Origin of the sequence: Bradyrhizobium sp. McL0615, from assembly GCF_049993905.1 — a bacterium.
Taxonomy (GTDB): domain Bacteria; phylum Pseudomonadota; class Alphaproteobacteria; order Rhizobiales; family Xanthobacteraceae; genus Bradyrhizobium.
In genome coordinates this window covers 3,712,475-3,735,678 of record NZ_CP188254.1, presented here as the reverse complement: position 1 = coordinate 3,735,678, position 23,204 = coordinate 3,712,475, and the positions used below count along the sequence as shown (strand labels likewise).

Annotated in this window: 25 protein-coding genes; 7 read left to right on the top strand and 18 right to left on the bottom strand. The window is 62.0% G+C overall.

Going from position 1 to position 23,204, the window contains the following annotated elements:
- Positions 1–29: 29 nt before the first annotated feature.
- Complete coding sequence (locus ACPPVP_RS17615; protein ID WP_426536471.1) at positions 30–515, top strand: MarR family winged helix-turn-helix transcriptional regulator; 486 nt, start codon at positions 30–32, stop codon at positions 513–515.
- Between the two features lie 156 nt (positions 516–671).
- Here ACPPVP_RS17615 and ACPPVP_RS17610 read toward each other — a convergent pair whose 3' ends face one another.
- Entirely contained in the window at positions 672–1,223 is a 552-nt protein-coding gene (locus ACPPVP_RS17610) for a MarR family winged helix-turn-helix transcriptional regulator (protein ID WP_426536469.1), read from the bottom strand.
- 179 nt (positions 1,224–1,402) lie between these two features.
- Here ACPPVP_RS17610 and ACPPVP_RS17605 point away from each other — a divergent pair, with 179 nt between their 5' ends.
- From ACPPVP_RS17605 to ACPPVP_RS17595, 3 genes are all read left to right on the top strand, one after another.
- A complete protein-coding gene (locus ACPPVP_RS17605; RefSeq protein ID WP_426536467.1) occupies positions 1,403–2,458 on the top strand; it encodes an ABC transporter substrate-binding protein in 1,056 nt (351 codons plus the stop codon).
- Positions 2,459–2,521: 63 nt separating this feature from the next.
- Positions 2,522–3,754 (top strand): Rieske 2Fe-2S domain-containing protein, encoded by a 1,233-nt coding sequence (locus tag ACPPVP_RS17600; protein ID WP_426536465.1) that lies wholly within the window; start codon positions 2,522–2,524, stop codon positions 3,752–3,754.
- Complete coding sequence (locus tag ACPPVP_RS17595) at positions 3,744–4,676, top strand: PDR/VanB family oxidoreductase (protein WP_426536463.1); 933 nt, start codon at positions 3,744–3,746, stop codon at positions 4,674–4,676. Before ACPPVP_RS17600 ends, ACPPVP_RS17595 begins: the two co-directional genes overlap by 11 nt.
- Before the next feature lie 265 nt (positions 4,677–4,941).
- On the opposite strand, the gene dhaK is transcribed toward ACPPVP_RS17595, so the two are convergent.
- The 12 genes from dhaK to ACPPVP_RS17535 form a co-directional block, all read right to left on the bottom strand.
- Entirely contained in the window at positions 4,942–5,931 is a 990-nt protein-coding gene (gene dhaK / locus ACPPVP_RS17590) for a dihydroxyacetone kinase subunit DhaK (RefSeq protein WP_426536461.1), read from the bottom strand.
- A 42-nt stretch (positions 5,932–5,973) separates the two neighbouring features.
- Positions 5,974–6,405: a hypothetical protein gene (locus ACPPVP_RS17585; RefSeq protein ID WP_426536459.1), complete on the bottom strand. Its 432-nt coding sequence runs from the start codon at positions 6,403–6,405 to the stop codon at positions 5,974–5,976.
- Entirely contained in the window at positions 6,402–8,000 is a 1,599-nt protein-coding gene (ptsP, locus tag ACPPVP_RS17580; RefSeq protein WP_426536457.1) for a phosphoenolpyruvate--protein phosphotransferase, read from the bottom strand. The genes ACPPVP_RS17585 and ptsP overlap by 4 nt, the downstream gene beginning before the upstream one ends.
- 5 nt (positions 8,001–8,005) lie before the next feature.
- Positions 8,006–8,320, bottom strand: a complete 315-nt coding sequence (locus ACPPVP_RS17575) for an HPr family phosphocarrier protein (RefSeq protein ID WP_426536455.1) — start codon at positions 8,318–8,320, stop codon at positions 8,006–8,008.
- Positions 8,313–8,714 (bottom strand): dihydroxyacetone kinase phosphoryl donor subunit DhaM, encoded by a 402-nt coding sequence (dhaM, locus tag ACPPVP_RS17570; protein WP_426536453.1) that lies wholly within the window; start codon positions 8,712–8,714, stop codon positions 8,313–8,315. Before dhaM ends, ACPPVP_RS17575 begins: the two co-directional genes overlap by 8 nt.
- Entirely contained in the window at positions 8,711–9,325 is a 615-nt protein-coding gene (gene dhaL, locus ACPPVP_RS17565; RefSeq protein ID WP_426536451.1) for a dihydroxyacetone kinase subunit DhaL, read from the bottom strand. Before dhaL ends, dhaM begins: the two co-directional genes overlap by 4 nt.
- On the bottom strand, positions 9,322–10,329 hold the full coding sequence (locus tag ACPPVP_RS17560; protein WP_426536449.1) for an ABC transporter ATP-binding protein: 1,008 nt from the start codon (positions 10,327–10,329) through the stop codon (positions 9,322–9,324). Before ACPPVP_RS17560 ends, dhaL begins: the two co-directional genes overlap by 4 nt.
- A complete protein-coding gene (locus ACPPVP_RS17555; RefSeq protein WP_426536447.1) occupies positions 10,322–11,419 on the bottom strand; it encodes an ABC transporter ATP-binding protein in 1,098 nt (365 codons plus the stop codon). Before ACPPVP_RS17555 ends, ACPPVP_RS17560 begins: the two co-directional genes overlap by 8 nt.
- Before the next feature lie 5 nt (positions 11,420–11,424).
- Entirely contained in the window at positions 11,425–11,634 is a 210-nt protein-coding gene (locus ACPPVP_RS17550) for a hypothetical protein (protein ID WP_426536445.1), read from the bottom strand.
- A complete protein-coding gene (locus ACPPVP_RS17545; protein WP_426536443.1) occupies positions 11,631–12,584 on the bottom strand; it encodes a carbohydrate ABC transporter permease in 954 nt (317 codons plus the stop codon). Before ACPPVP_RS17545 ends, ACPPVP_RS17550 begins: the two co-directional genes overlap by 4 nt.
- A complete protein-coding gene (locus ACPPVP_RS17540; protein WP_426536441.1) occupies positions 12,581–13,540 on the bottom strand; it encodes a carbohydrate ABC transporter permease in 960 nt (319 codons plus the stop codon). Before ACPPVP_RS17540 ends, ACPPVP_RS17545 begins: the two co-directional genes overlap by 4 nt.
- A 109-nt stretch (positions 13,541–13,649) precedes the next feature.
- Positions 13,650–14,993, bottom strand: coding sequence for an ABC transporter substrate-binding protein (locus tag ACPPVP_RS17535; RefSeq protein ID WP_426536439.1), 1,344 nt, complete (start codon positions 14,991–14,993; stop codon positions 13,650–13,652).
- A 574-nt stretch (positions 14,994–15,567) separates the two neighbouring features.
- Between ACPPVP_RS17535 and ACPPVP_RS17530 the strand changes: the two genes are divergently transcribed.
- The gene (locus ACPPVP_RS17530; protein WP_426536437.1) at positions 15,568–15,792 is read left to right on the top strand and encodes a hypothetical protein; all 225 of its coding nucleotides are present in this window, start codon (positions 15,568–15,570) and stop codon (positions 15,790–15,792) included.
- Here the strand turns inward: ACPPVP_RS17530 and ACPPVP_RS17525 are convergent.
- Genes ACPPVP_RS17525 through ACPPVP_RS17505 form a run of 5 tightly spaced genes read right to left on the bottom strand, consistent with a single transcriptional unit; the run spans position 15,774 to position 20,511 of the window.
- Entirely contained in the window at positions 15,774–16,859 is a 1,086-nt protein-coding gene (locus ACPPVP_RS17525; protein WP_426536435.1) for a branched-chain amino acid ABC transporter permease, read from the bottom strand. The two genes, ACPPVP_RS17530 and ACPPVP_RS17525, sit on opposite strands and share 19 nt — an antisense overlap.
- 11 nt (positions 16,860–16,870) lie before the next feature.
- Complete coding sequence (locus ACPPVP_RS17520) at positions 16,871–17,740, bottom strand: branched-chain amino acid ABC transporter permease (protein ID WP_426536433.1); 870 nt, start codon at positions 17,738–17,740, stop codon at positions 16,871–16,873.
- A 1-nt stretch (position 17,741) separates the two neighbouring features.
- The gene (locus ACPPVP_RS17515; protein WP_426536431.1) at positions 17,742–18,443 is read right to left on the bottom strand and encodes an ABC transporter ATP-binding protein; all 702 of its coding nucleotides are present in this window, start codon (positions 18,441–18,443) and stop codon (positions 17,742–17,744) included.
- A gap of 3 nt (positions 18,444–18,446) precedes the next feature.
- Positions 18,447–19,160, bottom strand: a complete 714-nt coding sequence (locus ACPPVP_RS17510) for an ABC transporter ATP-binding protein (RefSeq protein ID WP_426536429.1) — start codon at positions 19,158–19,160, stop codon at positions 18,447–18,449.
- 22 nt (positions 19,161–19,182) lie between these two features.
- Positions 19,183–20,511, bottom strand: a complete 1,329-nt coding sequence (locus ACPPVP_RS17505; RefSeq protein ID WP_426536427.1) for an ABC transporter substrate-binding protein — start codon at positions 20,509–20,511, stop codon at positions 19,183–19,185.
- Between the two features lie 138 nt (positions 20,512–20,649).
- Between ACPPVP_RS17505 and ACPPVP_RS17500 the strand changes: the two genes are divergently transcribed.
- Together ACPPVP_RS17500 and ACPPVP_RS17495 are read left to right on the top strand one after the other, a co-directional pair.
- Positions 20,650–21,459: an IclR family transcriptional regulator domain-containing protein gene (locus ACPPVP_RS17500; protein WP_426536425.1), complete on the top strand. Its 810-nt coding sequence runs from the start codon at positions 20,650–20,652 to the stop codon at positions 21,457–21,459.
- A gap of 108 nt (positions 21,460–21,567) precedes the next feature.
- A complete protein-coding gene (locus tag ACPPVP_RS17495; protein WP_426536423.1) occupies positions 21,568–23,163 on the top strand; it encodes a 4-hydroxyphenylacetate 3-hydroxylase N-terminal domain-containing protein in 1,596 nt (531 codons plus the stop codon).
- Positions 23,164–23,204: the final 41 nt, after the last annotated feature.

Sequence of the window (23,204 nt, the reverse complement as noted above, 5' to 3'; positions counted from 1 at the left end):
GACGACTCATTGCTGAGATATTTCTCTCCATGAAAAGCAAACATTCGCCGCCGCCGCTCGAGCACTGGATCGGCTATCGCTTCAGCCGCATCGCGGCCCGCTTGGGCAATTACATCGCGCAGATGTATGTCAGCCGCCACGATCTGACGATGCCGGCATGGCGCAGTCTTGCGGTGATTGCCCGACATCAGCCACTTACTGCGACACAGCTCGGCGCACTTACGTCGTCGGATCCCTCCAAAGTCGCCCGCGCCATCGAACTGCTTGTCCGCCGCGGTCTTATTCGTCGTGGCGTCGACAGCGCGGACCGTCGTCGCGCGAGCCTCGGCCTCACGCGCGAAGGCCGAAAGGTTTACAGGGAAATCGAGAAATTTTCCGTCCGGGTCGAACGGGAGATCACCAATGGACTCAGCGCGACCGAGCTCGCCGGGCTTCGGCGTCTCCTCGACAAGCTCGACCACCGCATCGAAGATCAGGTCAGGAGCCGAGGCTGGAGGGATTTTTTCGACAATTGAACCATCGGAGCCGAAGCCCGCCCGCCGACTTCAGGGATGGCATCGCACGATTCACTCAAGCCCGCCGATCTATTGGCCCGTGCTTAAGCCGGCCAGGTTGACGAAAATGAAAATAAGGAACCACACGATGCGTCAGGTTGTTCAAGCGGCGGGCATTCAGTCACCCATCAAATCCTGCCACTTGAAACGATCCATGAGTTCTGCCACTCGCCCGTCCAGAATATCTATGGTCTTTTCCAGCCTTCGGAGGTCGTCGGGATGGAGCGTTTCCCTTAAATAGCGTTCGAGATTCTGCGACAAACGCTCGACGTCACGATAGACGAGCCAGCCCTTCCTGGTCAGTCTGAGGCGAGCCTTGCGCCGGTCGCTTGGATCAGCATCCCTCTCGATCAAGCCTTGAGTGGTCAGCGCCTCGAGTGCGCGCGCAACCTTGAACGGGTCAGACGACGTGCGCCCTGCAAGCTCCTTGGCCGAGAGGGGCTCATAGCGGGCAATCACGGCCAGCGATCGCCAGGCCGGTTGGCTCAACTGATGTTTGGTCCTGTACATATCGGCGGTAAACTTGCCGACGCGGCCTAAAATCAGGCCGAAGCGATAGGATATCCATTGCTCAAGCGGCAACGAACGATCGTAGCCAGCTTCAGTCTTCATTTTTTTTGGCTCGATGTCGCCGTGAGCCCTCTTCTCGCGTTTCCTGACCTTTGTCACGCGCAGCTATCCCCCCAAAAGGCATCTCAAGAGCCCCACGCAGGGGCAGGCATCATGCAGGCGATATCGTCACTCGTGCATGAGACCATTCTCCTTACACGCCCTTGACAGCTATTTCAAAACTTGCGAAACGCAACTAAATCGCTTCAGTTAAAAAAATCGCAAGGGAGACGGACATCATGGGCGAACGGTTGGGCGTCATCGCATGCGGCTCGCGCGCGGGTTGGAGATGGATCGCTTCGTCCATCGTCGTCGTGGTCATCGCTGCAACCGCCCTTTCGAAGCCTGCACAATCGCAGACACCTAACTGGGATGCAGTCGTCGCCAATGCCGAGAAAGAAGGCTCGGTTACGATCTACAGCGCGGCGCCGGGCGCCCCGCCAGTCACCGAGATCAACAACCTGTTCAAGCAGCGCTACGGGATCCGTGTTGACGTCCTTGAAGGACGCGCCAGCGAAATTCTGGAGCGCATCCGCATCGAACAGAGCGCGGGGCGGGCTGTGGGTGACGTGCATTATAACGGGAGCACGCCGACCGAACGGATGAGCGCAGAAGGCGCCTTTCAGCCCTATGGTGACATTCCAAACGCAAAGAACGTCGTCCCCCCTTATGTCGCCGACGGGACGCGTCTCAGCTCCAATACGCTGAGCTATGGCATCCTGGTGAATAACAACCTCGTCAAACCCGGCGACGAACCCAAGAGTTGGCGCGACCTCCTTGATCCGAAATGGCAGAACAAGATCCTGGCCGACGACATGCGCGCGCTGGGTGGCGGCTCGATCCTCTTTTTCGTGCTTACCGACAAGCTGGGCGCGGATTTTCACCGAGAATTCGCTAAGCAGAATCCTGCCTTTGTCCGGGACATCCGCAATGCCGAGCGGCGCATAACACGCGGCGAATACCCGCTGCTTGTTCCCGAGGTTCTCCCCTACTACGTCGCCATCAAAGGGCTTCCCGTGAGGTTCGTCGCGCCCGAGGAAGGCTGCCCCTATGTACGCTTCGACCTGACAATGCTGAAGGGTGCGCCACATCCCAACGCAGCGCGCCTGTTGATGAATTTTTACCTCAGCGATGAGGCCCAGGAGATATTTGCCCGCGGCGGCTACACAACGGTGAACGGCAAGCCGGTGCCGGAAGTGGCCGGCCTGGAGGCGCCCTGCTCGAAACCGCTCGGTACTTCGAGCGCCGATCGGCAAGACGAGATGCTCCGCCTGGCGCGCGAAATCTATCAATAGTGACTTGATGCAAGCATTCCTCGTGCGGCCAAACTCAAGCCGCAGAGTCTTCTGGAGATGAGCATGAGTATGACGACCGCGAAACCTTCGGGGCGGCAGATCGACGGCGGCGGATACGGCAAGCCACCGGGCACGTTCGATGAATCACTTACCCGTGTGGGCGCGGGCACCCCGGGGGGCGAATTTCTGCGCCGTTACTGGCATCCGGTCGGCGTATCCGACACGGTGACTTCCGTGCCCCAGCGCGTGCGAGTGCTGGGCGAGGACCTGATCCTGTTCCGCGACGGCAGGGGACGCGCCGGGCTCCTGCATGCGCGCTGCTGCCATCGCGGCACCATGCTCTATTACGGCAAGGTCGAAGAGTCCGGAATCCGCTGCTGCTATCACGGCTGGCTCTTCGACGTGCAAGGACACTGTCTTGAACAGCCGTGCGAGCCTGAGGGTGGCCTCCATCGCGACAAGGCGCGCCAGCCCTGGTACCCCGTCGAGGAACGCTACGGCCTCGTCTTCGCCTATATGGGGCCGCTCGATCGAAAGCCGCCGCTTCCGCGTTACGACACGCTCGAAAATCTTGGCGACGACGAACACCTCGAACAGGATCGCGACAGCTTCTATGTCGGCGGCGGCCGCAACGCCGCCAATCCGAATGTCCCCTACAACTGGCTGCAGAATTACGAGAACGTCATCGACCCTTTCCATGTCGTGATCCTGCACGCGCGCTTCAGCGGCGTTCAGTTTCGCGAGGAGCTTGGCGTGCTGCCCAAAGTCAATTGGGATTACCTCGACCACGGCGTCGCGACCAATTCGATCCGCGATATCAACGGACGGACGTTTCGAAGGATCACGCAGGTCCTGCTACCCAACGTCCGCATCGTGCCGTCGATCGAGATGACATCGGGCAAGGGGCGCGAAGTGGCTTGGCTGGTGCCGGCCGACGATACGTCGCATCGTTCGCTTGGCGTCGCACGGGTGCCGAACGGGGCCGAGCCGCTCTACTCCAGGCGATCCCGGCTGGTGAACCACGATGGCAAACTATGGACCGAGATGACAGACGAAGAACACCGCCTGTTTCCGGACGATTTTGAAGCCCAGTTTGGTCAGGGCCCGATCACTCTCCATTCCGAAGAGAGGCTCGGTATGACCGACAAGGGCATTGTGATGCTGCGGCGGCTGCTCGCGCGGCAGATCAAAGCGGTTGAAGAAGGCAAGGATCCGATTGGCGCGGGGACAAATGGAGCGGAACTGATCGAGGTCAAGGCCGGCAACTTCTTCCTTGAGGAGACTGATGCCCCTTGAGGTCAAGGTAGACGCGATCCGCTATCTGGCCGAGGACACGCACGCTTATGAGTTTGTGTCACGGCCCGGCATCGCGTTGCCCCCGGCGAGCCCGGGCGATCACATCGATGTCCATTTGCCGAACGGCCTTGTACGGCAATACTCGTTGTTGGAGTTGCGGCCGGACCGCTACGTCGTTGCGGTCAAGCGTGCTCCCGCAAGCCGCGGCGGCTCGCGCTTCCTGCATGAAGATCTCCGCGTCGGCACGTGTCTCCTGGTCGGCGACCCCCGGAACCATTTTTCGTTCGACCCCGACGCAACTCACTCGGTGTTCGTCGCTGGCGGGATCGGCATCACGCCGATCATGACCATGGTGGACCATGCAGCAGCGAATGGCTTGTCCTGGGAACTGCATTATGCAACGCGGTCGAACCACACAGCTTTCACGAACGCCCTTGCCCGCCACGGCGATCGCGTTCGCTTCTGGGGCAGCCGGCGAACAGCCGGCCAGCCGCTGGACATCGCGGCTTTGATCGGGTCGTCAGATCCGGCAGCCCACTTTTATTGTTGCGGTCCAGAATCGATGATTGCGGCGTTTCGGCAAGCAGCCCAGGCGATCCCGGAAGAGCGCGTTCGTTTCGAGCGTTTCGCCGCGATGCCCGCCGAAGGCAGCCATGCTGGCTTCACGGTCGTGCTGGCCCGAAGCGAGCGCGCGGTCCTGGTGCCGCCGGGAACGACTATTCTCGATGCGCTGCTCACGGAGGGCCTTGATCTGCCCTTCTCGTGTCAGCAGGGTATCTGCGGGCAATGCGAGACCAGGGTTCTGGCAGGCGCGCCCGATCACCACGATCAGATCTTGACGGAGGACGAGCGCGCTTCAGGCGAAACGATGATGATTTGTTGCTCCGGGTCGAAAGGAGGTCGCCTTGTTCTTGACCTCTGAACCGGTGATCTTGCGCTGTACTTGGCCCACCCGCCGTATCTCGATAACGACGGCGCAAGACGGAGGCTGCCGACAAGCCGAGCACGTCCATTCGCGCAAGATTTGGTTACGCGGTCAAAGCTAGATTTTGACGAGCGAAATGTCGGCTTTGGATCAGGCGCGGAATCGAACGATATTTCAATAGCCGGCCCCCTTGCGGACTCGCCAAGGTAGGACGGAACCGACAGCTCTTCGGCTGCAACGAAAACTAAGCCGCGAGATGTGATCAAGTGCCCCAGCGCAGCGCCGCTGTGTGCACCGGAGCATCCCACAATTCCTTCGCCTGGCCATCGAGCGCGGATACGGTGATCGAGACACCGGCCATGTCGAGAGCTGTCACATAGGATCCGGTCAGGAAACGCGTCGCCTTGATCCCCGCACCGACCAAAATTCGCTTTGCGCTGTTGACCATCAAATAGAGTTCGATCAGCGGCGTTGCGCCGAAACCGTTGACGAGAAGCAGCACTTCGCTGCCCTGCTTCGGCGCAAGATCCTTGAGGATCGCGCCAACGAGTTCCTCGGCAATCGCATCGGCGGGAGCCAGCCGTACCCTGCGCCGGCCAGGCTCGCCATGAATGCCGACACCCATTTCCATTTCGTCGTCGGCCAGCGTGAAATTCGGGCGCCCCGCCGCCGGCACGGTACACGGCATGAGCGCCACGCCCATCGAGCGGGTGCGCTGGTTGACGTCGTCGCCGAGCGCCTTGAGGGCCGCCAATGGCATTCCGGTCTCGGCCGCCGCGCCGACCATCTTTTCCACGATCAGTGTCCCCGCAACACCGCGGCGACCGGTCGTGTAGGTCGACTTCTCGACCGCCACGTCGTCGTTCGTCACCACGCTCGCCACTTCCCGGCCGGCCATCTCTGCAGCCATGGTGAAGTTCATCACATCGCCTTCATAGTTCTTGACGATGAAGAGAACACCTGCGCCGGTGTCAACGGCCTCGGCGGCCTCGACCATCTGGTCCGGCGTCGGCGAGGTGAAGACCTGGCCGGGGCAGGCGGCATCGAGCATACCGCGGCCGACAAAGCCCGCATGCAGCGGCTCATGCCCCGAACCGCCGCCTGAAATCAGTGCGACCTTGCCCGGCTTCAACGACCGACGGCGCACGAATTTGCGCTCGGCACCAAGAAGCAGGATATCCGCATGCGCGGCCGCAAAGCCGTCAAGACTTTCCTCGAGTACCGTCTCGGCGCCGTTGATCAGCTTTTTCATAAACGCCCTCCCGATGATTCACTTGCGGTTCAAAACAATCCATCAGCCGACGCTCTCCGCGTAGCGCGCGAGCTGCGCCGCAAAATCGATGACGAACTGCTCGAGCGCGCGGTTCTTCTTGTCGTCGCCAAGATCGGGCACCGTCACCGCGATGGTGCGCGTGCGCGCTTCGCGATGGGATGGGCGCAGCCGGCCCGGATGCGCGCGTCCGTAGGCTTCCAGGAAAGCCGCGCGCTCGGCGCCGGACAGATGGCAGACTTCGAAGATGATCGGGACATGCTTCGCCGGAATCGGGACCAGATAAGCCGGATTGGTAATCTGGGTCACGAAGGAGCGGTTCTTGCCCAGCGCCGCCGCAAGCCTGAGCCTGGTGCCCGACGGCCGGTTGTCGAGCACCCGCCGCAGGATGACCTTGTAGTCAGCAACATTGCTGTCGCCCGGCGCACGCGTGTCTTCGTCTGCTTCGTCCGTCATGAACCTACCTTTGCGATCGCGGTCTTGAGCCGCGCTACGGTCAACGGCGCCACCGAGAGGGTCCGCAAGCCGGTCGCAAGCAGCGCCGTCGTGAGGCGGGTGTCGGCCGCCGCGTCGCCACACAGCGAGACCTCGACACTGCGCTTGCGGGCAGCCTCAACGGTGCGGACGATCAGCGCCAGCACCGCCGGATTGCCTGCATCGTTGAGGTCGGCCACCGCGCCGATATCTCGCGCCGCGGCCATCGTGTACTGCGTCAGGTCGTTCGAGCCGATCGAATAGAACGCGGCGTCGAAATCCTCGGCGCAGAGCGCCGCCGCCGGAACCTCGATCATGATACCGAGTGGCGGGCGGGCACAGGCGATCCCTTTCGCCTTCAGTGCTACGACCTCGGCGTCAAGCATGGCACCGGCGCGATCGAGTTCCGAGGGAACCGCGATCATCGGCAGCATTACTTTCAACACCCCGTGCACGGCCGCACGTGCCAGCGCCCGCAGTTGCACGCGGAACACCTCCGGCCGCGCCAGCGAGAGGCGGATGCCGCGAAGGCCGAGAAACGGATTGCTCTCGCCGTCAACCGTCAAGCCGGCAATCGGCTTGTCCCCGCCGGCATCGAGGGTGCGGATCGTTACCGGCCTTCCCTGGGCCCACTCAAGAATGCGCCGATAGATCGCATACTGCGTGTCCTCGTCCGGCAGGCCGTGAGACGCCTCGAACAGGAATTCCGTGCGCACGAGACCGATGCCGTCGCAAATCGCGGGACCGAGGCGCGCAAGGTCTTCAGGGGCGGCGATGTTGAGCAGAACAGCGATCCGCCGGCCATCGGCCGTATAGGCAGGCGCAAGGCTCGCGGCTTCGGCGGCGGCCAGCGCAGCGTTCGAAGCCACCATGCGCTGCTCGAACAAGCGACGCGTCTCCGGCTCGGGATCGAAGATCACGCTTCCTGCGTCGCCATCGACCAGCGCCAACGCCGGTGGCTCCCCGTTCCACGACAATGGGCCGAGCCCAACCACCATGGGCGCCCCGCGCGCCCGCGCCAACATCGCGACATGCGAAGAAGGTGAGCCCGCAGCCAGTGCGATGGCGCCCCCGTGCGACCAGTCAGCGGCAAGAAAAGCGGAAGGCGTGATGTCGTCAGCCGCCACGATCGAGCCACCGGTAATCCTGGCGACCGTGTCCACGCCGCTCAGATGCGCAAGCACGCGGTCGCGGATGTCGACGATATCGGCGGCACGGGCACGGAAATATTCGTCTTCAGCAGCGCGATAGCCAGCGATTTCCACGTCGAGTGCCAAGCGCCAAGCATGGTGGGCAGTGATCCCCTGCGAGATGACCTCATATGCCGCATCCGCCAGCGCATCATCTTCAAGCATGGCGACCTGGAATTCCAGAATGTCGGCCACCTCGCCCTGAATCGTCTTGATCTGCTCGGCGATCTCCGCCCTCGCGCCTTCAATCGCCGCCCGCAGTGCCGCCGCCTCCTGCGCGGGATCGTCGCTCGCCGTTCGCGTGGCCACAGCCGCAGTCAGCATGGTGACCGGTCCGATCGCAAGACCCGGCGAGGCAGCACGGCCGATGAGATGAATCTCTGTCACCGCGATCAGGCCTCGCCGAAACCGTCATGCACCAGCGCAAGCACGGCAGCAAGCGCTGCCTTGCCATCGGGGCCGGCGACGCGGAAATGCAGCGTCGCTCCCTGCGGTGCCTTCACGCGCATCACCTTCACCGGACTCTTCGCATCGGTCCAGGGCCCGTCCGGCGCAAGCGCAAATTCGATCTTCGCTGCGAAGCCTTTCGCGCACTGCGTGAGTTTGACCGATGGCCGCGCATGAAGACCGACGGCGTTGACGAGAACCGCCGAGGCCGTCAGCGGCGCGAAGGCGTTGGCCGCCAGGCTGGCGTTAACATCATGCATAGAATTCCTCCGCGCTACGTTTGACGGCGGCAAGCGATGAACCACCCGAGGATTCGGTCGCTGCGATCACAGCGCCTTCAACCACCGGCGCATTGCAGACAACGACGCGCGCACGCCGTTCTTCAGGCAGCATCTCTACCGCCATTTCCGAATTCGTCTCAGCGCCGCCGAGATCGACCAGGATCGCCACGCCGACCGGCGACCAGGCCGCCTCGATTGCCTCCAGGATGCCGGCGACATTGGTGCCGAGCCCTCCATCGGTATCGCCGCCCGTCCAGGCGAGCGGCACGGCATTGCCTACCATCTGGCGCACCATGTCCGCCGCGCCTTCCGCGATTTTGGAGGAATGCGAAACGATGACGATGCCGACATTTCCGGAACTTGAATTGCTCATGAAACTGCCTCGAATTCCAACGCCGCAACGGCTGCGCCAATCAGGAGGGACGCCGAGCGAGACCCCGGGTCCATATGACCGATGGATCTTTCGCCGAGGAAGGATGCCCGGCCGCGGGTTGCAAGCATCGGTGTCGTGCGATCGGCGGCTTGCGCCGCCTCGGCCGCAATCGCCCTGGCATCGCCTCCACTCGCAAATACGGCTTGCACGGGCACCAGAACGTCCAGCAATGTTTTCTGCCCCTCTTCCGAACGCCCGCGGAGCTTGACCGCGCCGATCGCCTTATCTGCCGCAGCGACGAGATCGGCGCGCGTCGGCTGCTCCGAAAGCGCCTTGCCGAGCTCCATGAAGAAGGTGCCGACCAGTGGCCCGGAAGCGCCGCCGACCTTCATGACCAGCGTCATTCCAATCGCCTTCAGCATCTCCGGCAACGATTTTTCGGCGAGGCCGGGCAGCGTGGCGAGCACGGCCTCGAAACCCCGCTTCATGTTCAATCCGTGATCGCCGTCGCCGATTGCCTGGTCCAGGCTGGTCAGCTCTTCGGCATGTTCGATCACCGACGCTGCGAGCGCCCGCACCAGTCTTTCCCTGGCTGCCCGATCAAGACTCATGCCGCGACCCTCCCGCCATCCGCATCGAAGAACAGCGGCTCGTTGAGGCGAAGCGACACGATATCCCCGGCGCCGAGCCTGGCTTCAGGGTCGGACAATGTCACGACGGGTTGACCGCCAAGGTCAATATGGAGATGGCTCTGGTCGCCGAGATGCTCGATCCGCTTGACGGTCGCTTGTACGTCACCGCCGCCGCGCGCGATCGTCAGGTGCTCGGTGCGCGCGCCAATGGTCATGGCCCCGCGCGGCACACCGGCAAAGAGAGTCGCCGGCAGCAGGTTGATCGCCGGCTGGCCAAGCCGCGCGGCGACATGAGCGTTGATCGGGTTCTCGTAGATCTCGCGCGGCGTACCTATCTGCAGCAGGCGCCCGCCCTCGATGACACCGATGCGCGAAGCCATGGTCATCGCTTCGGTCTGATCATGGGTGACATAGAGGATGGTCGCGCCGAGATCGGTCTGGATACGCTTGAGTTCAAGCCGCATTTCACCGCGCAGCTTGGCATCCAGCGATGAGAGCGGCTCGTCCATCAGATAGATCGCGGGCGAGCGCACCAGGGCCCGGCCGATCGCGACCCGCTGCATCTGTCCGCCCGACAACTGCGTTGCCTTGTTGTCCAGCTTGGTTTCGATGTGGAGAAGGCGCGCGACTTCCCGCACCTTCGCGCGGATCTCGGCCTCCGGTACGCGGCGGATCGGCGCGCGTAACGCAAATGCCATGTTCTCGAACACGGTCAGATGCGGATACAACGAATACTGCTGGAACACGAAAGCCACGTCGCGGTCGGCCGGCGCGTCACCGGTCACGTCGCGTCCGCCGATCCGGATCGAACCACGGTCGGGCATCTCCAGTCCGGCGATCAGACGCAACGTCGTCGTCTTGCCGGCACCCGTTGGCCCGAGCAAGGTAACGAACTCGCCGTCGCCGACGGTCAGCGACAGATCGCTGACGGCCTGCGTCTTCTTGAACGCCTTGGAGACCGACCTGATCTCGACCTCAGCCATGGACGCCTCCCTCATGCAATACGGTACGAATCGCGCGGCCGGACGCCTTGTCGAAGATCGACAGCGTATCGGGCCGGAAGTCGAGCCCGACATTCTCTCCGGTCCGAAACGACACGCTGGCGGGCGATCGGGCCTTGAGTGCGCCATAGCGCGTCGTCACGGTGACGATCTGCGTCGTGCCGAGATACTCGGTCCCGTAGATCTCGCCCCGCACCGCGCCGCGATCGGCGAAACGCACATGCTCGGGCCTGACCCCGAGAACGAGATCGCTTTCCGGCAGCCCCTCGCGCGCCGCCGGAATGGCAACCTCGCGCTCGCCGAGCCGGATCTCCTGCACGCCGGCTTCCAGGCTGCCGCGGAACGGCAGGAAGTTCATCGGCGGCGAGCCAATGAAATCTGCAACGAAGAGTGAGGCCGGCCGATCATAGATGTCGCGCGGGCTCGCGACTTGCTCGACGACACCGTTGTTCATCACAGCGATCATATCGGCCATCGCCATGGCCTCGAGCTGATCGTGCGTAACATAGACCGTGGTCGCTCCAAGCCGGTCGTGCAGTGCGCGCAGTTCACGGATCATCGCCTCGCGCATTTCAGTATCGAGCGCTCCGAGCGGCTCGTCCATCAGGAAGCATTTCGGCTTGCGCACGATCGCGCGTCCAAGCGCGACGCGCTGCCGATCGCCGCCTGCAAGACCCGACACCGGCCTGTCGAGAAGATGTGAAATGCGCAGGATGCGTGCGGCCTCCACAACTCGCCGACCGGCTTCCGCCGCGCCGATGCCCTCGCATTTCAGGGGGAAACCGATGTTTCGCCGGACATTCATATGCGGATAGAGAGCGAAGAGCTGGAACACGAAAGCGATATCGCGGGCCGACGCGCGGTTCATCGTGACGTCCTCGCCGTCCAACCGAATGGTGCCGGCCGTCGGCAATTCCAGTCCTGCAATCATGCGCAGCGTTGTCGTCTTGCCGCAGCCGGAAGGACCCAGCAGACAGAGGAACTCGCCGTCCTCCACCGTGAAGCTGGCTTCCTTGACGGCATGGAAGTCCCCGAAGGATTTGTCGAGCGCTTCGACCCGGATCTGTGCCATCCGCCCTACTCCCTGACCTTCGAGACAATGATGAACATCACCGTACCGAACAGCGTGGTCGCGAACGACCAGGAATAGAGCGTCAGCGAAAATGGCTGCATCAGCATGACGACGCCCGCGGCAATGATCGCCGTCGCAATGGCTTCCAGCGGACCGCGCCGCAGAATTCTGTCCGCGAAGCTGCTCGGCATGGAGGAATGTGTATCGAGGCTCATTTGCGAACGGCTCCAAAGGTAATGCCGCGCAACAAGTGTTTGCGCAGGAGCACCGTGAATACGACAATCGGTACCAGAAACAGCGTCGTACCGGCGGCGACCGCAGGCCAGTCCTGTCCGCCCTCCCCGATGATGATCGGAATGAAGGGCGGCGCCGTCTGAGCGTTGCCGGAGGTCAGAAGCACCGCGAAAGCGTACTCGTTCCAGGCGAAGATCAGGCAGAAGATCGCCGTTGCCGCGATTCCCGTCGTCGCCTGCGGCAGCACCACCTTCACGAAGGCCTGAAAGCGCGTGTAGCCGTCGATCATGGCCGCTTCCTCGTACTCCCGCGGGATCTCGTCGATGAAGCCCTTAAGAAGCCAGACCGCGAGCGAGACGTTGACCGAAGTATAGAGCAGGATCATGCCGAGCCTTGTATCCGACAGCCCGATGGTGCGGTACATCAGGTAGATCGGGATCGCGACTGCGATCGGCGGCATCATCCGCGTCGACAGGATGAAGAACAGCAGATCGTCCTTCAGCGGCACGCGGAATCGCGAGAAGCCGTAGGCCGACAACGTACCGAGAGCGACCGCAAGCACGGTTGAGCCGAAGGCGATGATCAGCGAATTGATGAAACGCGGCACATAGTTCGACGGTCCGGCGACCACCATATTGCGACCGCGCGCAATTTCATCGCAAAGCCCCTGGGGCGGTCCCAGCGTGCGGATGAATTCCGGCGTCTGCCGCGAGCGCGTCGTGAACAGGTTGCAGAAACCTTCGAGTGACGGCGTGAAGAAGACTTTTGGCGGATAGGAGATCGCATCATCCGGCGACTTGAACGAGGTCAGCACGATCCAGAGCAGCGGGATCATGGTTATCACGGCGTAGAGCACCACGAGTGAGCCTGCGAACCGCCGGGTGCCGGGCGATGGTTCGACGACGGAATGGGCGGTGTTGGCGATGCTCATCGGCTCTTCACCCGGTTCAGCGCCTTGACATAGATGTTGGCGAGGCCAAACACCGTCACGAACAGAATGATCGCGAAGGCCGACGAATAACCCGTCCGCCAGCTCTCGAAAGCCGCGCGCTTGAGCGTGATCGAGGCGACTTCGGTGGTCGATCCCGGCCCACCCCCGGTGAGCAGGTTGACCATGTCGAACATCTTGAAGTTCTCGATGCCGCGGAACAGCACGGCAAGCATGATGAACGGCAACGCCATCGGCAGCGTGATCGACCAGAATTGCCGCCATTTCGATGCGCGGTCGACCTCCGCCGCCTCATAGATGTAATCCGGGATCGATCGCAGGCCGGCAAGGCAGATCAGCATCACATAAGGCGTCCACATCCAGGCGTCGACGATGACGATCGCCCAGGGGCTCAACGTTACATCACCCAGCATCTGGAACGACGATGCGGAGCGGCCGGTGAGGAAAGCGACCACATAGTTGAACAGCCCGATTTGCGGCTGGTAGAGAAACGTCCAGAAATTGCCGACCACGGCCGGCGAAAGCATCATCGGCAGCAGGATGATCGTCGTCCACATACCGTGGCCACGGAATTTCTTGTCGATCAGGAAGGCAAGACCGAACCCAACCACGGTCTCGATGACGACGGTCCAGAACACGAAATGTGCCGTCACCTGCATCGCCGCCCAGATGTCCGGATCCGTCAGGATCGTCTGGTACCAATCGATCCCCAGCCACTTCACCGGGGCATTGGCCCGGTTGGCCCGATAGTTGGTGAATGACAGATAGATCGTCCACACCAGCGGGAAGATATTGATCGCCAGCAGCAGTACGATCGTCGGGGTAATGAAGAGCCATGCGAGCGCCTTGTCCGACAAGCCCCGGATCCGACGCACCACGGCGGGCTTCACGGGCACAGCGCCGTATGTGATCCGCGATGAGGCACTCAAATCATTCATGGCGTCGGCTGGTCCTGATGCGCCGCGATCGTCGGCTTCGAAGGAGTGTCCTGGTATTGTGGAAAAGAACGGCCTGGAGTGCGAGCGAACCGCGCTCCAGGCCGCTATCCTAGAACTTCTTGCCCTCTTCCTTGAAGATGGCTTTCCAATCTTTCACCAGCCCGTCGAGCGCTTCCTTCGCAGTCCCTTTGTCGGCGACCACGTAGTCATGCACGCGCTTCTGCTCGGCCTGCAGGAGTTGCGCGTAGGAGGGCTCGGCCCAGAAATCGACCACCATACCCATCGACTTCAGGAACTCCTTGGCGAACGGCGCGCTGTCCGGGAAGCTCGGGTCGTTCAGCACGGATTTGGCGCAGGAATAGCCGCCCAGCGCCCACCACTTCTTCTGCACATCATTGCCGGAGAACCATTTGATGTATTGCAGCGCTTCACCCTGGTTCTTGGAATAGGAAACCACGGAGATGCCCTGTCCGCCGAGTTGGGTTGCCTGGGTGGTAGCGGCGGGATTAGAGAAGAAGCCGATCTTGTCGCCGCCGACATTGGGGTCCTTGTAGAGGCCCGGGAAGAAGGCGAAGAAGTTCATCTGCAGCGCCACCTGGCCGGACTTGAACGCATCAAGACCTTCCGACATGTAGGAATTGGAAGCACCGGGGGGCGTGCAGCACTTGTAGAGCTCCTTGTAGGCTTCGAGCCCCTTGACGGCACCCGCCGAGTTGACAAAGCCATCCATTGCATACGGCTTGTTGGGGTCCTGATATTTGAAGCCATAGTCGTAGAGATAGTTCGAAACGCCCATGGTGATGCCTTCCGAACCGCGCTCGGTATAGATCGATGCACCATAGACCTTCTTGCCGTCGATCTCGCGCCCCTGGAAGAACTGTGCGATGTCGCGCAGCTCATCGAGCGTGTTCGGCACAGCGAGATCCCGGCCATATTTGGCCTTGAAATCTTTCTGCACGTCGGGGCGCGCAAACCAATCCTTGCGATAGGTCCAGCCCACCGCGTCGCCCATCGCCGGCAACGCCCAGTAATTCGGTGTGTTCTTCGGCCACTGCGAATAGCCGACCACGGTGGCCGGCATGTAGTCGTCCATGCTGATGCCTTCCTTCTTGAAGAAATCGTTCAGCTTGACGTACTGGCCGTTCTCCGCGGCGCCGCCGATCCACTGTGAATCGCCGATGATGAGATCGCATAGCGAACCGCGCGAGTTGAGTTCGTTCAGGAAGCGATCGGCATAATTGGTCCACGGCACGAACTCGAACTTCATGCCGATCCCGCTCTTGGCGGTAAAATCCTTCGACAGTTCGACCAGCGCGTTGGCCGGGTCCCATGCGGCCCAGCACAGCGTGATCGTCTTGCCTTGCGCGTGCGCGGGCGTGGTCGCCGCTCCGATGCCGAGCGCAGCGGCGAGAGCGCCGCCTGCAGCAAAAAGCGCCTTCATGCTATTCTTCATGCGCATTTCCCTCCATTTGAACCGGCCATCGACATGGCGCGGCGTTCCTGCCCGCTCGAATGCTTCGAGCAGTGCGACACAGTCCTTGACGGGCTTAGTGACTGAACTGACGTTTCCTCGCGCCACCCGGATTCTTGAGGACCGGCGAAGCTCGATTTGTTTAGTGAAACACAATTTACTAAACATTGCAAGCGAGCTGTCGCCGGCTTTGATTTCAAAGCTCGCGTAACGCCTGGCGGTTTAAGCAAGGCGACCGTTATGGGTGGTTTCCCATAAGCTTATTGCATCGAACAAAACTCACGAAGCAATCACGTCGGACGCCGAAAGGGCGCTAATCGATTGCGCGTGTCGCCCTGGCGCGTCAATTCCAAGGCATTTTATTTTGTTGCGCCAATTCAATTTCGGAATGGTGTCGCTGGAACGATTCATTTGTCATTGCTTCATGCTTTTGACGAAGGTCAGATCGAAAGCTATGCGCAAACCGTGTACAGCACCGCCGCTTCCCTTAAAGGGCAACTCAGTCGTTACGTTACCAATATGAACGAACGCCCTTCTGGTCGAGCAGAATTCGGTGATGGCGCTCGATATTTCCGTGCGCGCCTTCGTGATGGAGACCGGCACGATCACACTGTCCGGGCCATCGTCGGCTCTTGCCGACGATCCGCGCATTCGCCGAGGCTTATCTTGGAGGGTAAATATCATGGCGACAAAAGATAGCCTCCCGCTTGCGCAAGACCTGAGGGGATTGCCGATCGCGACAGAGAGGATGAGTCATAACCGCTATGCCCTCCTCTCATGATCACGGGCGCTAACGACAAGTCGACGCCGCGTCGGAAACAGCGTCAGATCGTAGCGTTCGGAAACGAGGCCCCACAGGCCCTTTGGTGCAAACAGCATGACCAGAATTCCGAGTGCGCCGAGCAGAATGAGATACGAGGCGCCGAAGTCGGCGAGATAGCGCTGCATCAGATAGAAAACGATCGCGCCGATGACCGGACCTTCCATCGTGCCGATGCCGCCGATCACGACGATGAAGATGACATAGGCGGTCCAATCGAGCACCGAGAAGGCCGCGTCGGGTGAGATGCGCGCCTTCTGAAGGTAGATGAGCGCACCGATCATGCCGGTCATGGCAGCGGTCGCGACATAAACGGCAAGCTTGATCCGATAGATATCGACACCGAGACCGGCGGCTGCGGCTTCGTGGTCGCGGATCGCGCCCAAAGCAAGGCCGCGGCGCGACCGGAGGATGAGATAGACAAGGGCGAGCGTGCCGGCCGCCAACGCCAGCGCCACCCAATAGGAGACGATGTCACGCGCCGCCGGCGTGCGCACGTCAAGCAGGGATTTGACCCATTCGATACCGGGAACGGACGATGTGACGGACGGCGTAAGCGACGTCCCGGTGCCGCCGCCGAGCGGCTTCACCTGCGCGATGACGAGACGATAGACCTCGGCCACCACCCAGGTTCCGATCGCGAAATAGGCCCCGCGCAAGCGGAATACGATGAGCGCAGTTGGCAGCGCGAACAGGGCGGAGACAAGGCCAGCGATCGGAATGGCGAGCAAGGGATTGAGGCCGCCGAGCAGCGTGAGCGCAAACAGGAGGTAGCCGCCGAGGCCGACAAAGGCCTGTTGGCCGACCGAGATCAGGCCGGCATAGCCTGCGAGCAGGTTCCAGCATTGCGCGAGCGCCAGCATGTAGAACAGGAAGATCAGGTCCTGAATCAGGTTGCGGCCGGCGAAGACCGGAAGCAGAACCAGGATCAGCAGAATGAACCCGGCGGCAAACGCGGCGGCGCGTGAGGCGCGGCCCGCAGTCTCGATGTGGAAGGCCTGCGTCGGCTTGGCTGATGCCTCATCCATCAACGCATCCCTCAATCCTGCGCACGGGGAAACAGGCCGCGCGGCCTGAGCACCAGCACCACGAGGAAGGCAAGATGGCCCGCCAGGATCTGCCACTCAGGATCGATGCGGGCACCGATGGTCTGGGCGAGCCCGAGCACGATGCCACCAGCGAGCGTCCCCCAGAAGCTGCCGAGACCGCCGATGATCACGGCCTCGAAGGCATAGAGCAGCCGGGCGGGACCGATGGTCGGATCGAAATTCGCCCGCAGTCCGAGATAGAGCGCGGCGATCGTGATCACGACAAAGGCAAGCCCCATTGCCACCGCAAAGATACGTCTGATATCCACGCCCATGAGTTGCGCGACTTCAAGGTCGTCCGACGTCGCGCGGAACGCGCGGCCGATCGGCGTCCGGTAGAAGATCAGATTGAGGAGCACGATCACGGCAATCGCGGACAGGAGCGTCAACAAGGGCACGACGCCGACCGCGATGCCGCCTCCAAGCTGGATCGAGGCGGTTTCAATTGCGCCGGAGCGCAGGCGCTGGCTGTCGGCGGAAAAAACCTGCAACAGTCCGTTCTGGATAATGATCGAGAGACCAAAAGTGACGAGCAGCGGCGGCAGCAAATCGCGCCCAAGCGTCCGGTTCAGCAGCACGTGCTGAAGCGCAAAGCCGATCACGAACAGGATCGGCATTGCCACCAGCACCGCGACAAAAGGATCGAGCCCAAGCTTGCTCGCGACAAACAGGATCGCGAAGGCGGCGAGCACGATGAGATCGCCATGGGCGAGGTTGACCAGCCGCATCACGCCGAACATGAGCGAGAGCCCGGCCGCGAACAGGGCGTAGAGGCCGCCGAGCAATATCCCCTGGATCAATGCATCGAGCCAACCGGTCATGTCATGAACCAAAATAGGCGCGGTGGATCTGGTCGCGCGTCAGGTCGCGCGGGCGGCCGGCGAGCGACAGACGGCCTTCCTGGAAGCAATAGACGCGATCGGCAACCTTCATCGCCTGGACGATATCCTGCTCGACCAGCACGACGCTGGTGCCCTCCGCCTTGATCTGCGGGAGGGCCGCGTAGATGTCGGCGATGATGATCGGCGCGAGGCCAAGGCTGATCTCGTCGCACAAGAGAATGCGCGGATTGGACATCAAGCCGCGGCCGATCGCAGCCATCTGCTGCTGCCCGCCTGACAGGGTCGGCGTTGCCGAGACGCGCCGCTCCTTCAAAATTGGGAACAGCGCATAGACGCGATCGAGCGTCCATGGGCCCGCCATCTTGCGGCGGTAGCCGCCGATCAGGAGGTTCTCTTCCACGGTGAGCGAAGGAAACAACCGCCGCCCTTCCGGCACGAGCGCGATGCCGAGCTTGACGATGTCGGCCGCTGGCCGTGCGCCGATCGGCGAGCCGTCGAGCAGGACGCTGTCGGCGGCGCCGTGAATGAGGCCCGCAATTGCCTTCAGGAAGGTCGACTTCCCTGCCCCATTGGCGCCGATGATGGCGATGGTCTCGCCCTTCTCCAGCGTCGTGTCGATGCCGTACAGCGCCTGGAAGTCGCCGTAGAACGCCGTGAGCCCGCAGGTCTGAAGCAGTGGCATGCGTCAGGCCTCGATGCCGATATAGATCTGGCGCACTTCGGGCAATTGGATCACCTCTTTCGGCCCCCCTTCCGCGATCTTGCGCCCGAAATTAAGCACGACCAGGCGATCGACCACGGCGAGAAGTGCGTGCACGACATGCTCGATCCACAGGATAGCGACGCCGGTCTGGCGTATCTCGTGGATAGTGGCGATGAGTTCGAGGCATTCGCCCTCGGTCAGGCCGCCGGCGATCTCGTCCAGCAGCAGAAGCCGCGGCGCCGTTGCGAGCGCGCGGGCCATCTCCAGCCGCTTGCGTTCCAACAGCGTCAGCAAGCCAGCGAGCGTGTTGGCGCGCTTGATGAGCCCGAGCCGTTCGAGGATCTCGCCGCAGGATTGCGCAGCCTCACGCTCCGATTTGCGACGGCCATGGACCGCGCCGACGAGCAGGTTCTCGAACACGGTGAGATTTTCGAACGGCTGCGGAATCTGGTGGGTGCGGCCGATGCCGGCCCGGCAGCGCCCTTGCGGCGGCTGCCTTAAGAGGTCTCGGCCCTCGAAACGAATGCTGCCGGCGGTCGGCGTCAGGCCGCCGGCGATCAGGTTGAACAGCGTGGTCTTGCCTGCGCCGTTCGGCCCGATGATGCCGACCGCCTCGCCCGGCGCGACCACGAGATCGAGATCGTCGGCGACGATGATCGAGCCGAAGCTTTTCTTCAGGCCTGCGACTTCCAGCATGAGATGTCAACGCGTCGCGCGATCAGGCGATGGCCTCCATTTGGCCGCCGACGGGGATCGCTGGTGCCGTCTTGTTGTCGGTGATGACGATATCGTATTTGCCATCCTTGAACCGCCACTGACCGCCGACCAGCGGAGTTTTTGCAACGTTCTTGGCAGCAAAGGGCGGCAGGTTTGCACCGCCCCATTGCACCTTGCCGACGACCGTGTCGAGATTGGTCGCAGCGATGGTCGCAGCGATCGCTTTGGGGTCACGGTCGGGCGCGCGCTTCAGCACGTCGACGGCGACTTCCAATAGCGCGTGGATGAAGCCGATCGGCTGCGTCCACTGCTTTTTGGTCGCGGCCTGATAGGCGCCTGCGAGATCCTTGGCGCTCATGCCGTTAAGCGACGATTTGAAGGGATGGCTGGGCGACCACCAGACCTCCGAGGACAGGTTATGGCCATCCTTGCCCAGCGCCTCGACGGCGACCGGAAACAGGATCGCCTTGCCAATGGAAGCGACCTTCGGCCTGAAGCCTTGCTGGAGTGCCTGTTTCCAGAACGTCGTGAAATCCGGCGGCAGCACCACACCGGTGATGATCTCGCAATTGGCCGACTTGAACGCACCGATCTGGGCGGAGAAATTATCGGTGAGATTCTGATAGCGGCCGGGATCGATGAGCTTGTAGCCGCCCTTGTCCAGCACCGGCGGGAAGCCGACGACCTTGTCGCCCCAGGCGTTGCCATCGCCATCGTTCGGAAATAGCCCGCCGACGGATTTGTTGGTTGCGACCTGGCTCCACATGTTGGTGAAGACGGCGATTACGTCCTCGAGCCCCCAGAAGAAATGATAGGTGTAGTTGAAGCCTTTCCACGCCGGCGGCCCGCCACCGGGATTGGCCTGACGCCCGATGAACCAGGGTTGCCATGGCGCCATGGTGGAGATGCACGGCACCTCCTCGATCTCGCATTGGGTCGAGACCGGGTTCGTGGTCTCGGGCGTCGAGGCGACCAGCATCAGGTCGATCTTGTCCTGGACGATCAAATCCTTCGCGACTTCGGCGGCGCGGTTCGGATTGGACTGGCTGTCCTTCACGACGACTTCGACCGGCACGGTGGCGTTACCAATCTTGATGCCGGCCTTCGCCGCTTCCTTGAAATTGGCGATGATGAAATTGTCCGCTTCCGCAAAGGCCGCGAGTGGCCCGGTGAGCGGTGAGACATAGCCGAGCTTGATCGCGCGCGTCTGCGCGATCGCCGGCGATTTCAATCCAACCGACAGCGCGGCGCCCGTTGCGGCCGAGTATTTCAGGAGCGTACGGCGGTCGATCTGATAGCGATGAGTCGAACTGATCTTGTGGCAGGTCATCTGCGCGTCCTCCCCTCTGGATGCGCCGGATTCCCATCGTGGATCGATTGACACACGGGCCGGCGTTCGATATTCGAACTTACGTTCGTATGTCGACCAGTCTCTGTCAGAGACCAGATGGAGTCAACAGGCCGTGTCATGACGCAAACCCCGCGCCAACGTAAAGGCGACCCCGGGCATCGCAAGGGCGAGCCCGACGACAAGGAGTTCATGACGACGCTCGCCAAGGGCCTCGCAGTGCTTGGCGCGTTCGGCCGGCAGCGTCCGACCATGACCTTGTCCGAGGCAGCAGGGGTGGCGGACCTGTCGCGAGCCACGGCGCGCCGCGTGCTGCGCACCCTCGCCCAGCTCGGTTATGTCGAGCAGGACGGCAGGACGTTTTCGCTGTCGCCGCAGATTCTCGACCTCGGCTTCGCTTACCTCTCGACGCAAAGCTGGATCGATCGCGCCCTTCCCTTGATGCGCGAGCTCAGCGAGCGCCTAAGCGAATCCAGCTCGGCTGCGATCCTGCAAGGCAACGACATCGTCTATGTCGCGCGCGTTCCAGCCCGCCGGATCATGTCGGCGGCGCTGTCGGTCGGCAGCCGTCTGCCGGCGCTGCACACCGCGCTCGGGCGGATCATGTTCGGCTATCTCGACGACGCCGAGATCTGGCGGCGGCTGAAGTCGCAACGCATCGAGGCCTACACGCCGCAGACCATCACCGACCTGCAAGCGCTGTTCGATCGTATCCGCGCCGATCGCGCGCAGCGGTTTTCAATCGTCGACGAAGAGCTCGAGCGCGGCCTGCGCGCGTTGGCCGTGCCGGTGCTTGATCGCAGCGGCCAGGCCGTCGGCGCCATCAACCTGTCGACACACTCGACGCGCACGACGCGTAACGAAATGCGCGAGCATTTTCTCCCCGAGCTCAACCGCATCGCCGAACAGATTTCATCGATGACTGTCTGAGCCAGCGTCGCCCTTGCCAATCGACGGGCGCGGCCGTATCGTCGCGCTAAGTTCGGAATACGGACACTAGTTCGATAATCGAACAGATAAATCGAGGGAGATCGCGCAATGGCAGGCAAGGCGCAGGGTAACGCGGCATTGGCAATCCCGCCGGAGCACATCGGCAACGTCAAAGTCACCCGTCCGCAAACCGGCCAGGAATATCTGGACTCGCTGCGCGATGACCGCACCGTCTACATCTACGGTGAGCGGGTCAAAGACGTCACCACCCATCCGGCCTTCCGCAACACCGCGCGCATGGTCGCCCGCCTCTACGACGCGCTGCACGACGACAAGCGCAAGCACAAGCTCCTCGTGCCGACCGACACCGGCAATGGCGGCGTGACGCACGCCTTCTTCAAGGCGCCGAAGACCATGGACGATCTCATCGCCGGGCGTGATGCGATCGCCGAATGGGCCAAGATCACCTATGGATGGATGGGACGGGCGCCGGATTACAAGGCCGCGTTCCTGGCGACGCTCGGCGCGAATTCCGATTTCTACGAACCGTACCAGGACAATGCCAAGCGCTGGTACAAGTTCAGCCAGGAGCGCGTGCCGTTCATCAATCACGCGATCATCCATCCACCGGTTGATCGTGACCGTCCGCCGAACGAAGTCGCCGACGTCTGCTGCCATATCGAGAAGGAGACCGACGCCGGCATCATAGTGTCGGGCGCCAAGGTGGTCGCGACCGGATCGGTGCTGACCAACTACACCTTCGTCGCGCATCACGGGCTGATTCCGCTCCAGGACAAGAAGTTCGCAACCGTGTTCATGGTGCCGACCAACGCGCCCGGCGTGAAATTCATCTGCCGCACCTCGTACGAGATGAGCGCAAGCGTGATGGGAAGTCCGTTCGACTATCCGATCTCGAGCCGTCTCGACGAGAACGATGCCGTGTTCATCATGGACAAGGTGTTGGTGCCCTGGGAGAACGTCTTCGTCTATGGCGACATCGAGAAGGCCAACAACTTCTTCCCGCGGACCGGTTTCCTGCCGCGCTTCGTCGTTCACGGCTGCACGCGGCTTGCCGTCAAGCTCGACTTCATCAGCGGGCTGTTGCTGAAAGCGACTGAGGCCGCCGGCACCAAGGACTATCGCGGCGTACAGGCCAATGTCGGCGAAGTCATCGCCTGGCGCAATCTGTTCTGGAGCTTGTCGGATGCGATGGTCCGCGATCCCAAGCCGTGGATCGGCGACTACGTGCTGCCGAACATGGATCCCGGCAATGCCTACCAGATCATCGCCACCATGGCCTACACCAAGGTCAAGTATCTGATCGAGCAGACGGTCGCCTCCGGGTTGATCTATCTCAACAGCCATGCCAGCGACTTCAAGAACGACGAGATCCGTCCCTATCTGGATCGCTACTTGCGCGGCTCCAACGGCTACAAGGCCGAGGAGCGCGTGAAACTGCTCAAACTGTTGTGGGATTGTATCGGCAGCGAATTCGGCGGCCGGCACGAACTCTACGAGATCAATTATGGCGGTTCGACCGAGGAGATCCGCCGCTACTGCCTGTTCGGCGCGCAAGCCTCCGGCAATGCCGACCGGTTCAAGGGATTCGCCGAGGACTGCATGGCCGAATACGACCTCGACGGCTGGAAGGTGCCGGACCTCACCGATCCCGGCGAGCTCAGTTATCACATGCTGCGAAAGTGACGGACGATGTCGCAGCGGCGTCATGACCGCTCTGACATTGG